The organism is Mycobacterium sp. E1715, from assembly GCF_001667625.1.
Taxonomy (GTDB): domain Bacteria; phylum Actinomycetota; class Actinomycetes; order Mycobacteriales; family Mycobacteriaceae; genus Mycobacterium.
The window spans coordinates 1-12080 of the sequence record NZ_LZJJ01000209.1 but is presented as its reverse complement, the minus strand read 5'-3'; the positions used below and the strand labels follow the sequence as shown (position 1 = coordinate 12080).

The window sequence follows — 12080 nt, the reverse complement described above, 5'->3', positions numbered from 1 at the left end:
CCCGCCACACCGCACACCCCTCGGGACAACACCGACGTGGGCACCTTCGGCAGGCCCGACCGGCGGATCGCGTCGGCGGGCGGGGGAGCCAGGGGCGCCGGCTGGCCGTTGATTCCGGGCGCATCAAGCGGAGCGTCCAGGCCGGCCGGCGCGGGAACCTCGCGCGGGGACGGGCCGGACAGCGGGCCACCGCACACGGGCCAGGCACCGCGGCCCTGGGTGGCCAGCACGCGCTCGGCGACGGCGATCTGCTGCTCTTTGGTGGCCAGTTCGGCCGACGGCGCGTACTGGCCACCGCCGTGCGAAGCCCAAGTGCTCGAGCTGAACTGCACGCCACCGTGGTAGCCGTTGCAGCTGACCGGTTTCGACCAGCCGGCGCCTCCGGCCGACGCCTTGCCGCCAGCGCCTCCGGCCGACGCCGTACCGCCGGCGCCCCCGGCCGACGCCGTACCGCCGGCGCCCCCGGCAGACGCCGTGCCGCCGGCACCTCCCGCCGACGTGCCCCCGGCGCCCCCGGCGGACCTGCCACCGGCGCCCCCGGCCGACGCGCCGGTGGACACCGACTTCCACGGTTTCGTCCCGGCCAACATGCCGCAGGACGTTTCCTCGGCCGGCTACACCAAGCAGCTGTGGGACGCCATCCGGGCTCAGGACATCCAGGGCAACGACGCGCTCGACGCGATCGCCCAGCCGGCCCCGGCCACCTGAGTCCCGCCCGTAAGACTGCCCGGCACGCCTCGGACGTTTTTCGCTTCGGGGCGTGCCGGCACTCCAATCGCTACGGCGTTAGGCCGAGCCCACCCATTCTTCGGTCCCATCGTCGAAGAACTGGTGCTTCCATACCGGTAGCCGCGCCTTGATCTCGTCGACCAGCTGCGCACAGGTGGCGAACGCCGCGTGACGGTGGTCCGCCGCCACCGCCGCCACCAGCGCCGCCTCCCCGATGCGCAGCACCCCGATCCGGTGGCTGGCCGCGACCGCGCGCACCCCGGTCGACTGGTCCGCGACGTCGGAGACCACCTTGGCCAACACCTCTTCGGCCGACGGATGCGCGGAGTACTCCAGCCGCACCACCCGCCGTCCGCCGTCGTGGTCGCGAATCATGCCGACGAAGCCGACGACAGCCCCCGCCGACTGATGGGCCACGAGCTCTTCGTGCTCGGCCAGGAAGATCGGGTGATCGGTCATGGCCGCACGGACGACCAGCGTCATCGCTGGTGGTCTCCGCCGGCGAGTTGATCGAGCGCGTGATCGAGCACGTCGTCGAGCACGCCCAGGCCGTCCCGCACGCCACCGGGCGAACCGGGCAGGTTGACGATCAGGGTCCGTCCCGCCACACCGCACACCCCTCGGGACAACACCGACGTGGGCACCTTCGGCAGGCCCGACCGGCGGATCGCGTCGGCCAGCCCCGGGATCATGTAGTCCAGCACGGCGACGGTCTGGTCGGGCGTGCCGTCGCTGGGCGAGATACCGGTGCCGCCCGACGTGATGACGACGTCGACGCCGTCGTCGACCGCCTTGCGCAGGGCCTCGCCGACGGGCTCACCGTCGGCGACCACCGCCGGCTCGGCAAACGAAAACCCGCGCTCTGCAAGCCATTCCGCGATGATGGGCCCGCAGCGATCGTCGTATACCCCGGCGGACGCGCGGGTCGAGGCGATGATGACGCGGGCGGATCGGGTGCCCATCACCGCACCCAAGTTCCGGTCTTGCCGCCTTCCTTGCGCAGCACCCGAATGTCGTCGAGGCGCGCGGCAGGATCCACAGCTTTGATCATGTCGTACAGCGTCAGGCCTGCCACACTGACAGCGGTCAGCGCCTCCATCTCCACCCCCGTGCGGTCGGTGCTGCGAACGGTCGCGATGATCTCGATGTCGGCGGGTCCCACCGTGAATTCCACGTCGACTCCCGTGAGCGCCAACTGGTGGCAGAGCGGGATCAGCTCACTGGTGCGCTTGGCCGCGAGGATGCCCGCCACGCGGGCGGTGGCCAGCGCGTCGCCCTTGGGGAGCCCTCCGGCCGAGATCAGCTCCACCACGTGCGGGGAAGTGTGTAAGGCGCCGGCGGCCACGGCGGTGCGCTTCGTGGTTCCCTTTTCGCTGACGTCGACCATGTGGGCCGCGCCTCGGTCGTCCAGGTGTGACAACGCGCCCGGGCCGGATTCTCCCGATGCCCAGGTCGCCGCGGGCTTGGCGGCCTCGGAGGCCTTAGCCATCCTGGCGCCTACCGGTTAACGACGGTAACCGGGTGCAGGTAGGGCAGGTCAGTGGAGGGCAGCGGGAACACCAGCTCGCCGAACGGCGACAACGCGCCCGTGCGGTCGGTCACGAGTTCGCTCACCGCGTGGTCGTCGGGGTCCGTCGTCGGCCACCCGTTGTCGACATACCTGGTTTTGCGGGCTTTGCCCTCAGCAGTGTCAGCCACGGCGTCCATTCTGACAGGTCGCTCCTGCGCATGTCGTGCAAGATCGGCAGTTCGACCGAGGAGGCCCCGCCATTCGTGGCCGACGTGCGACCCGCCGACTGTTTTACGCTGGTCAGCAATGACCGACAACACCCCGGACATCCCGCTGGGGTCGTGGCTGGCCGACTTGCCCGACGAGCGGCTGATCCGACTGCTGGAGCTGAGGCCGGACCTCGCCCAGCCCCCGCCCGGCAGCATCGCCGCGCTGGCCGCCCGCGCTCAGGCCCGCCAGTCGGTCAAGGCCGCCACCGACGAGCTCGACTTCCTGCGGCTCGCGGTGCTCGACGCGCTGTTGGTGCTGCAGGCCGACGCCACGCCGGTGCCGACGACGAAACTGCTGGCGTTGATCGGCGAGCGCGCTCGCGACGCCGACATAGCGGACGCGCTGGACGACCTCCGCGCGCGCGCGTTGGTCTGGGGCGACACCGCGCTCCGCATCGCCCCGGACGCCGGCACGGCGCTGCCTTGGTACCCGGGCCAAGTCACCCTCGAGGACGCCGCCCGCACGGGCGAGGAGATCGCGCGGCTCATCGACGACCTCAACCAGGCCCAGCTCGACGTGCTGGAGAAGCTCCTCGAGGGTTCGCCGATGGGCCGCACCCGTGACGCCGCGCCCGGCGCTCCCACGGACCGGCCGGTGCCCCAGCTGCTGGCGATGGGACTGCTGCGACGCATCGACGCCGAGACCGTGATCCTGCCCCGCCACGTCGGGCAGGTGCTGCGCGGCGAACAAGCCGGTCCCATGCAGCTGACCGCACCCGACCCGGTGGTGTCGACGACCACCGCCGACGATGTCGACGCGGCGGCGGCCGGGGCCACCATCGACCTGCTGCGAGAGCTCGACGTCCTGATCGAAACGCTGGCCGCCGCACCGGTTTCGGAGCTGCGCAGCGGTGGACTGGGGATCCGCGACGTCAAGCGGCTCAGCAAGACGACGGGCATCGAGGAGTCGCGGCTGGGCCTGATCCTCGAGGTGGCGGCCGCGGCCGGCTTGATCGCCAGCGGGATGCCCGACCCCGAACCGGCCACCGGCGACGGGCCGTACTGGGCGCCGACGGTGGCCACCGACCGGTTCACCGCGCTGCCCACCGCGGAGCGCTGGCAGCTGCTGGCCGGCAGCTGGCTGGACCTGCCGAGCCGGCCGGCCTTGATCGGCAGCCGGGGGCCCGACGCCAAACCGTATGGCGCCCTTACCGATGCGCTGTACTCGACTGCCGCGCCGCTGGATCGCCGGCTGCTGCTGGGCACGCTGGCCCAGTTGCCTTCGGGCGCCGGCGTCAACGCGGTTTCAGCGTCGGCGGCGCTCATCTGGCGGCGCCCCCGCTGGGCCAAGCGGTTACAGCCCGGACCCGTGGGTGATCTGCTCGCCGAGAGCCACGCGCTGGGCCTGGTGGGGCGCGGGGCGCTCAGTACCCCCGGCCGCGCCCTGCTCGACGAGAGCACCGGCCCGCAGCCCGCGGTCGACGCGATGGCGCGTGCCCTACCGAAACCGATCGATTACTTCCTGGTGCAGGCCGACCTGACCGTCGTCGTGCCGGGGCCACTGGAACGCGACCTCGCCGAGGACCTGGCCACCGTGGCCACGGTCGAATCGGCCGGCACCGCGATGGTCTACCGCATCAGCGAACCGTCGATCCGGCATGCGCTCGACGTGGGAAAGACCCGCGACTGGATGCATGGACTGTTCGCCAGACACTCCAAAACGCCTGTGCCGCAGGGGCTCACCTACCTGATCGACGATGTCGCGAGACGGCATGGCCAGCTGCGGATCGGCATGGCCACGTCATTCGTGCGCTGCGAGGATCCCGCGCTGCTGGCCCAGGCCGTCGCCGCACCCGCGACCGACCGGGTGCAACTGCGCGCGCTGGCCCCGACGGTCGCGGTGTCTCCGGCGCCGATCGCCGAGGTGCTGACCGCGCTGCGCGCGGCGGGTTTCGCCCCGGCGGCCGAAGACTCCACCGGCGCCGTCGTCGACGTCCGCCCCCGCGGCGCCCGGGTCCCCACTCCGCAGCAGCGCCGGCCCTACCGCCCGATGCCACGACCCAACAGCGAGAGCCTCAACGCCGTGGTCGCGGTGCTGCGCAAGGTGACCGCCGCGCCGTTCGGCAACAATCGCGTCGATCCGGCGGTCACCATGTCGTTGTTGCAGCGGGCGGCCAGGGAACAAGAGACGCTGGTGATCGGTTATCTGGATGCCGCGGGTGTCGCCACCCAGCGTGTCGTGGCGCCGATCACCGTTCGCGGCGGTCAGCTGACCGCGTTCGACTCGGCGTCCGGGCGTCTGCGCGACTTCGCCATCCACCGCATCACGTCGGTGGTGTCGGCCAACGGCCGATAATGGGATTGCGATGCGTTGCGACCGCGAGGAATGAGAAGGAGTTGGGCCATTGACTGACGGCCCCTTGATTGTGCAGTCCGATAAGACGGTGCTGCTCGAAGTCGACCATGAACTGGCCGGCGCGGCACGCGCCGCCATCGCGCCGTTCGCCGAGCTGGAGCGCGCGCCCGAGCACGTGCACACCTACCGCATCACGCCGTTGGCGCTGTGGAACGCCCGCGCCGCCGGCCACGACGCCGAACAGGTCGTCGACGCGCTGGTCAGCTTCTCGCGCTACGCGGTACCCCAGCCGCTGCTGGTCGACATCGTCGACACGATGGCCCGCTACGGCCGCCTGCAGTTGGTCAAACACCCGGCGCACGGCCTCACCCTGGTCAGTCTGGACCGCGCGGTGCTCGAGGAGGTGCTGCGCAACAAGAAGATCGCCCCCATGCTGGGGGCCCGCATCGACGACGACACCGTCGTCGTGCACCCCAGCGAGCGCGGCCGGGTCAAGCAGATGTTGCTCAAGATCGGCTGGCCCGCAGAGGATCTCGCGGGCTACGTGGACGGCGAGGCGCACCCGATCAGCCTGGCGCAGGACGGCTGGCACCTGCGCGACTACCAGCAGATGGCCACCGATTCGTTCTGGGCCGGCGGATCCGGGGTGGTGGTCCTCCCGTGCGGGGCGGGCAAGACACTGGTGGGCGCGGCCGCGATGGCGAAGGCCAGCGCGACGACGCTGATCCTGGTCACCAACATCGTCGCGGCACGGCAGTGGAAGCGCGAACTGGTAGCGCGCACCTCGCTCACCGAAGAAGAGATCGGCGAATATTCCGGCGAGCGCAAGGAGATCCGGCCCGTCACCATCTCGACGTATCAGATGATCACCCGGCGCACCAAGGGCGAGTACCGGCATCTGGAGCTCTTCGACAGCCGCGACTGGGGGCTGATCATCTACGACGAGGTCCACCTGTTGCCCGCGCCCGTGTTCCGGATGACCGCCGACCTGCAATCCAAACGCCGGCTGGGCCTGACCGCCACGCTGGTCCGTGAAGACGGCCGCGAGGGCGACGTGTTCTCCCTGATCGGCCCGAAGCGCTACGACGCCCCGTGGAAGGACATCGAGGCGCAGGGCTGGATCGCGCCGGCCGAGTGCGTCGAAGTGCGGGTGACCATGACCGACAACGAACGGATGATCTACGCCACGTCGGAACCCGAGGAGCGATACAAGGTGTGCTCGACGGCGCACTCGAAGATCGCGGTGGTCAGGTCGATCCTGGACAAGCATCCCGGCGAACAGACGCTGGTGATCGGCGCCTACCTCGACCAGCTCGACGAACTGGGCGCCGAACTGAACGCCCCGGTGATCCAGGGGTCGACCCGGACGAAGGAACGCGAGGAACTGTTCGACGCGTTCCGCCGGGGTGAGGTGTCCACACTGGTGGTGTCCAAGGTCGCCAATTTTTCCATCGATCTGCCGGAAGCTTCTGTGGCGGTGCAGGTTTCGGGAACCTTCGGTTCGCGTCAGGAGGAAGCGCAGCGGCTGGGCCGGTTACTGCGACCCAAAGCCGACGGTGGTGGCGCCATCTTCTACTCTGTGGTGGCCCGCGACAGCCTGGACGCGGAGTATGCCGCGCACCGGCAGCGCTTCCTCGCCGAGCAGGGCTACGGTTACATCATTCGCGACGCGGACGACCTGCTGGGGCCGGCGATTTAAGCCGAGCGCTCTCCGCCGCCATGCGACGTTGGCGGAAATTGATATCACGGGCGATATCAAGTTTGCGAAGGCCCGCATAGTCCCGGCCTGGCGCCGCGCATCCACCTTCCTGAGCGTCCCGCCTGATCGGCCACTGGCGCAAAGATTTCCACTAACATTGCCTAGTGCAACTGTTTCATAGTGCTATAGTGGACCCAACTCCAATTACCGGAGGGTGGGCACAATGAAGATCGCCGTTGTCGGCGCCGGCATCGCCGGCCCAACGCTCGCGTACTGGCTATCACGGTATGGCCACGAGCCAACCCTGATCGAGAAGGCGCCGCGGCTGCGCACCGGCGGCTACGTGGTGGACTTCTGGGGTGGCGGATACGCCGTGGCCGAACGCATGGGACTCACCGCCGAGCTGCACGCCGCGGGGTACACCGTGCGCGAGGTCCGACTGGTAGATCGCGATTCACGTAGGGTGGGCGGCTTTGCGGCCGAGGTGTTCCAGCGCAACCTTGATGGCCGGTTCGTCACCGTGCCCCGTGGTGACCTGTCGGCCATGATCTATCGCTCCATCGACAACCATTGTGAAACCCTTTTCGGTGAAAGCGTTTCCGCCGTCGAGCAAAACGATTCGGGAGTGCGGGTGACCCTCGACGGGGGCGGCTCACGGCAATTCGATCTGCTCGTCGGTGCGGGTGGCATTCATTCGCCCGTGCGGGACTTGGTATTCGGCCCCTCCTCTAGATTCGAGAAGGATCTCGGCTACCGGGTCGCGGCATTCGAAACCAAGGGCTATGAACCGCGCGACGAACTCGTCTACCTTGCCTACACCATGCCGGGACGCATGGTCGCCCGATTCGCCATGCGCGACGAGAAGACCATGTTTCTCTTTATTTTCACGCCTGAGCACATGAGCGGTCCCGATCCGCACGATGCGTCAGAGGTTAACGCGACATTGCATCAGGTCTTCGGCAACGCGGGTTGGGAGTGCCCGGAGATCCTGCGCCAACTCGACGGGGCAGCCGACGTGTACTTCGACCGCACCAGCCAGATCGTCATGGACCACTGGTCGGACGGGCGGGTGGCGCTGGTCGGCGACGCCGCGGGCGCGGTCTCGCTGCTGGCGGGTGAGGGGACGGGCCTGGCGATGGTGCAGGCCTACACACTGGCGGGCGAACTTGACCGCGCGGGAGACGATCACCGGGAGGCGTTTCGCCGCTATGAGAATCGGCTGCGTCCGATCGTCGAGGCCCGGCAGCGGTCGGCCCGCGCATTCGCCACCACGTTCGCGCCAAAGACGGCGCTGGGTCTGTGGACGCGCAACCAGGCGTCCAAGCTGCTGAACGTTCCGCTGCTGGCCGATTGGGTCGTCGGGAGCGAGTTCGGAAACGACATCGCATTGCCCGAATACGCCGCTTAGCGGTGCGCGTAGCTCTTCCGAACCGTGCGACGTTCGTCGAACTTGATAGCACCGGTGATATCAAATTCGGGGACGCACGCATGGTCCGAGAGCCGCGCGCGGTCGCGGACTACAGCGACAGGATGGTCGCCGATGCCGTGCCGGGTGCGCCGTACACCTGGGCCAGGCCGACGCGCGGGTTGCCGGGCACCTGACGTTCGCCCGCCTCGCCGCGCAGCTGGCGCACGAGCTCGTGCATCTGCCGCAGCCCCGACGCGCCGATCGGCTCACCGTTGGCGATCAACCCGCCGTCGGTGTTGACAGGCATCGAGCCGTGGATCTCGGTGGCACCGTCAGCGAGCAGCTTCTCCTGTTCGCCGTCGGCGCACAGGCCGGTCTCGGCCATGTGGATGACCTCGTTGCCGGCGTCGGTGTCCTGCAGCTGCGCGACATCGACGTCCTCGGGCCCGATGCCGGCGGCCTCGTAGGCCGCCTTGGCCGCGTACACCGTCGGGGAGACGTCCTCGTCCAGCGGGGCGAAGGTGGCGTGCACCTCGTAGGCGCCGTACCGGCGGGTGCGAATCTCGCAGGCCCGCACGTACACCGGCTTGTCGGTGTACTTGTGCGCGATGTCGGCCCGACACATGATCACCGCGGCCGCGCCCTCGTCGGGCGCGCAGAACATGTACTGCGTCAGGGGGTAATTGAGCACGGCGGAATTGAGAATCTCTTCCTCGGGAATCGGCTTGCGGCGGAACGCATTCGGGTTCAGCGCGCCGTTGCGGAAGTTCTTGGCCGCCACCTTCGCGAGCGTGGCCTGGGAGATGTTGTGGTCGTGCAGGTACTTGTTGGCCTTCATGCCGAAGAACTTGGTGGTGACGAACTGGCCGTTCTGCGCGTACCACTGTGGCAGCGCCAGCTTGGCGGGGTCGTCGGTGAAGGCGCCGCGCGGGTGCTTGTCCAACCCGATGGCGATTCCGATGTCGTACTTGCCGAGCCGGATGGTGTCGGCGGTCTGCTGGATGGCGCTGGCGGCGGTGGCGCAGGCATTGAACACGTTGGTGAACGTGATGCCGGTCAAGCCGACGAGACGGGTGACCGCGTCCGGGTTCGACACTTCGTGGCTGCCGCCGAAGCCGAACTGGATGTCCTTCCAGTCCACCCCGGCGTCGGCCAGCGCGGATTGAATGGCCTCGGCGCCCATCTGCATTGCGGTCTTGTCGAACCGGCCGAACGGGTGCAGGCCCACGCCGATGATGGCGACATCGTTGGTCATCTCAGGCTCCTTCCGGAGAAGTTGCGATCGGCCGGAACGCGAACGTCATGATTTCGGTGCCCTCTTCGTCGGTGGTGAGCGGGACCATCGTCAGCTCGACCTCCTGGCCGAATTGCAACTCGGCCGGGTCGTTCTCGGTCAGCCGCCCCTCGACTCGGATTACGTCGTCGAGTTGGACCAGTCCGACGCCGAACGGCACGAAGTCCTTGCCCGTCGGGCCTGCGTACGGGGCCCCGGGCGGAAAGCCCTGGGTGGTCCACGCGACCAGTGTCCCGCGGCGCGGCAGCAGCACATCGGTCATCTCCCCGAGGCTGCAGCGCGGGCACCACTGCTGGACCGGGAAGGTGGTGGCGCCACAACTGCCGCACCGGCTGCCGATCAGCTGTGGGCTCTCATCGGGCCAGGTAGAGATCTCGGGGGCGAGTGCCTTTTGCATCGGGGGATCCTCCAGAAGCGTCCACGGTGCGCCTACAGAATGTTGCTCACTGAACCGTATAACAGCTTTCCGAAAAGTGGAAACCGCATTCTCGCTAATTGATCGGGCGCGCCCGGGACCCGCGGATATCGTTGAGACCATGCCAGTCACGGTGATACTCGAACTGAAGTTCAAGCCCGACGCGGTGCCGCAGGCGCGCGACGTCATGGGCCGCGCGTTGCGCGACACCCGGGCGTTTGCCGGGAACGTCCGCACCGACGTGCTCGTCGACGAGGACGACGAAGCGCACTGGCTGATCTATGAACTGTGGGACTCGGTCGAGCACGACGAGGCGTACCGCGCGTTCCGGGCGGGCGAGGGGAAGCTGACCGAGCTTCCTCCTCTGCTGGCCGCCCCTCCGGTCAAGACGAGATACGCCACGTCCGATGTCTAGCTCAGCGCCGGGATGACCTCGCGCTCGAACAACTCGATGCCGGACCGATCGTAGGCCGCCTCCGGGAAATAGCAGATGGCGTACTCGCACCCGAGGTCGCGCAACTTGGCCATCCGCTCGATCACCTCTTCCGGCGTGCCCGTCGCCGAATCGGGTCCGCTGCCGGCGGCGAGCATCGCATCCGCGGCCGCCTCCGGCACATGGCGGACGAGGCGGTCGCGGACCCGCTGGAGCCGGTCCTGGACGTCGGCGTCCGACGTCCCGACAACGGCGTTGACGTTGGCCGAACGCACGATGGCATCGAAGTCGGTACCCAGCCGCCGACAATGCTGGGCCAGCACTTCCGACTTGTGCGCGAAGGCCTCGGGCTCCGGTGTGAAGTTGGTGTATTGCGCGTATTGCGCTGCGATGCGCAGAGTCACCTTTTCGCCGCCGCCGGCAATCCACAGCGGAATCCCATTGTCCTGCAGCGGTTTGGGGGCAACGATCGCGCCGTTGACCTGGTAGTGCTTACCGTCGAAGCTGACCTTGCCGTCGCGCCAGGCATCCCGCATTATCCGCACGCCCTCGTCCAGCCGGCCCAGCCGTACGCCCGCCGAGGGAAATCCGTAACCGTAAGCGCGCCATTCGTGTTCGTACCAGCCACCGCCGATGCCCATCTGGATCCGCCCACCGGAGATGATGTCGGCGGTCGCCGCGACCTTGGCCAGGTACACCGGGTTGCGGTAGCTCATCGCAGTGCACATCTGGCCGAGTTTGATCCGCGACGTGACCGCCGCGTACGCGGCCATCAGCGACCACGCCTCGTGGGTGGCTTCGTCGGTCGGCATCGGGACGGTGTGAAAGTGGTCGTACACCCACAGTGAGTCCCAGGCGCCGTTGTCGGCGTAGGTGGCCAGGTCGCGCATCACCGCCCAGTGCTTCTCCGGTTCGATGTCGACCAGATCCATTCGCCAGCCCTGGGGGATGAAGAGACCGAAGCGCATAACAACGGACTCTAGCCCGGTCGTTGGGCCAGACCCGCCGCTAGGCTTACCCATCGTCGAGCAAGCGGGAGGTCGTCATGCGGGTCCTGGTCTCCGGTGCCAGCATCGCCGGACCGGTGCTGGCGTACTGGCTGACCCGTCGCGGCTTCGACGTCACCGTCGTCGAGCGGGCACCCGCCCTGCGCAAGACCGGCGGTCACGCCGTCGACCTGTTCCGCCCCGCGATGGAGATTTCGGCGAAGATGGGCGTCCTGCCCCGGATCGAAGCGCTCGCCACCGGAACGAACCGCATGATCATGCGTCGGGAAGGTCGCGCGCGGCCCTTCGAGATCGATCTCACCAAGATCTACGCCGCCACGTCGGACCGGCATGTGGAGATCATGCGCGACGACCTCAGCGAAATCTATTACGACGCCGGTCGCGACGACGTCGAGTACCTGTTCGGTGACGCGATCACCGCGATCGACCATGACGGCGAGGTGACGTTCGAGCACGGCCCCGCCCGCCGGTTCGACGTCGTCGTCGGCGCCGACGGGCTGCACTCCAACGTCCGTCAGCTGACCTTCGGCGATGAAGCCAACCTAACCCGGTTCCTCGGCGGCTATCTGGCGGTGGTGTCGGCACCCAAGGCGCTCGCCGGCCGCGGCGAGATGACCTGCCACGTCGGCGTGGGCCGCCTCGCGGCCATCTACACCGCCGAGCACCGCGAGGCTGGTACTGCCCCCGACCGCCGGGCCGGGGCAATATCCCGCGTCGCCGACGAGGGTGACCCGCCGACGTGACCATCGGTCCAGTCGCAGTTGGCTGATGGAGTCGAAGTAGAAGGCGGGCGTGCTGTCGACTTCGGCTAGCCAATCGTCCACCTGCTCGTGCATATCGGCGAACGCCGAACGCAATAAGTCCTTCTGCCGCAACGCATCCCGGTGGTCATAGTCGAGTTCACGGCTACTGCGGAACAGGAAGACGGCGCGCGCGTCGTCGAGGTGCTCGGCGGTGTAGATGGCCGCGAGGCGGCCCACGCCGACGTGGCAGGTCATCTCGCCGCGGCCGGCGAGCGCC

General features: G+C 68.5%; 12 protein-coding genes and 3 pseudogenes. 6 read left to right on the top strand and 9 right to left on the bottom strand.

Annotation, left to right across the window (positions count from 1 at the left end):
• A pseudogene (locus A9X03_RS29775) lies at nt 1-86 on the bottom strand (MogA/MoaB family molybdenum cofactor biosynthesis protein); the annotation flags it as partial.
• Nucleotides 81-332: pseudogene (locus A9X03_RS11535) on the bottom strand (transglycosylase family protein); the annotation flags it as partial. The pseudogenes A9X03_RS29775 and A9X03_RS11535, both read right to left, overlap by 6 nt.
• Before the next feature lie 16 nt (nt 333-348).
• Here A9X03_RS11535 and A9X03_RS29770 point away from each other — a divergent pair.
• Nucleotides 349-708, top strand: coding sequence for a hypothetical protein (locus tag A9X03_RS29770; RefSeq protein ID WP_197696058.1), 360 nt, complete (start codon nt 349-351; stop codon nt 706-708).
• A 78-nt stretch (nt 709-786) separates the two neighbouring features.
• Here the strand turns inward: A9X03_RS29770 and A9X03_RS11530 are convergent, their stop codons facing one another.
• Genes A9X03_RS11530 through A9X03_RS11515 form a run of 4 tightly spaced genes read right to left on the bottom strand, consistent with a single transcriptional unit; the run spans nt 787 to nt 2427 of the window.
• Entirely contained in the window at nt 787-1212 is a 426-nt protein-coding gene (locus A9X03_RS11530) for a molybdenum cofactor biosynthesis protein MoaE (RefSeq protein WP_067754920.1), read from the bottom strand.
• Nucleotides 1209-1691: a molybdenum cofactor biosynthesis protein B gene (locus A9X03_RS11525; protein WP_067778626.1), complete on the bottom strand. Its 483-nt coding sequence runs from the start codon at nt 1689-1691 to the stop codon at nt 1209-1211. Before A9X03_RS11525 ends, A9X03_RS11530 begins: the two co-directional genes overlap by 4 nt.
• On the bottom strand, nt 1691-2218 hold the full coding sequence (moaC, locus tag A9X03_RS11520) for a cyclic pyranopterin monophosphate synthase MoaC (RefSeq protein ID WP_067753399.1): 528 nt from the start codon (nt 2216-2218) through the stop codon (nt 1691-1693). The genes A9X03_RS11525 and moaC overlap by 1 nt, the downstream gene beginning before the upstream one ends.
• A gap of 8 nt (nt 2219-2226) precedes the next feature.
• The gene (locus A9X03_RS11515; RefSeq protein WP_139273158.1) at nt 2227-2427 is read right to left on the bottom strand and encodes a hypothetical protein; all 201 of its coding nucleotides are present in this window, start codon (nt 2425-2427) and stop codon (nt 2227-2229) included.
• A gap of 118 nt (nt 2428-2545) precedes the next feature.
• Here A9X03_RS11515 and A9X03_RS11510 point away from each other — a divergent pair, with 118 nt between their 5' ends.
• From A9X03_RS11510 to A9X03_RS11500, 3 genes are all read left to right on the top strand, one after another.
• Complete coding sequence (locus A9X03_RS11510; protein ID WP_067753393.1) at nt 2546-4804, top strand: helicase-associated domain-containing protein; 2259 nt, start codon at nt 2546-2548, stop codon at nt 4802-4804.
• 49 nt (nt 4805-4853) lie between these two features.
• The gene (locus A9X03_RS11505) at nt 4854-6503 is read left to right on the top strand and encodes a DNA repair helicase XPB (protein ID WP_067753390.1); all 1650 of its coding nucleotides are present in this window, start codon (nt 4854-4856) and stop codon (nt 6501-6503) included.
• A gap of 223 nt (nt 6504-6726) precedes the next feature.
• On the top strand, nt 6727-7911 hold the full coding sequence (locus A9X03_RS11500) for an FAD-binding domain (protein ID WP_068016713.1): 1185 nt from the start codon (nt 6727-6729) through the stop codon (nt 7909-7911).
• Nucleotides 7912-8020: 109 nt separating this feature from the next.
• On the opposite strand, the gene A9X03_RS11495 is transcribed toward A9X03_RS11500, so the two are convergent.
• The gene (locus A9X03_RS11495) at nt 8021-9166 is read right to left on the bottom strand and encodes a thiolase family protein (protein WP_068016710.1); all 1146 of its coding nucleotides are present in this window, start codon (nt 9164-9166) and stop codon (nt 8021-8023) included.
• Nucleotide 9167: 1 nt separating this feature from the next.
• On the bottom strand, nt 9168-9602 hold the full coding sequence (locus A9X03_RS11490; protein ID WP_067778613.1) for a Zn-ribbon domain-containing OB-fold protein: 435 nt from the start codon (nt 9600-9602) through the stop codon (nt 9168-9170).
• A 139-nt stretch (nt 9603-9741) separates the two neighbouring features.
• Here A9X03_RS11490 and A9X03_RS11485 point away from each other — a divergent pair, with 139 nt between their 5' ends.
• Nucleotides 9742-10035, top strand: coding sequence for a putative quinol monooxygenase (locus tag A9X03_RS11485; protein WP_067778611.1), 294 nt, complete (start codon nt 9742-9744; stop codon nt 10033-10035).
• Here A9X03_RS11485 and A9X03_RS11480 read toward each other — a convergent pair.
• A complete protein-coding gene (locus tag A9X03_RS11480; RefSeq protein ID WP_068016708.1) occupies nt 10032-11021 on the bottom strand; it encodes an LLM class F420-dependent oxidoreductase in 990 nt (329 codons plus the stop codon). The genes A9X03_RS11485 and A9X03_RS11480 overlap by 4 nt on opposite strands.
• 77 nt (nt 11022-11098) lie before the next feature.
• Here A9X03_RS11480 and A9X03_RS11475 point away from each other — a divergent pair.
• Nucleotides 11099-11785, top strand: a pseudogene (locus A9X03_RS11475) (FAD-dependent monooxygenase); the annotation flags it as partial.
• Nucleotides 11786-12080: the final 295 nt, after the last annotated feature.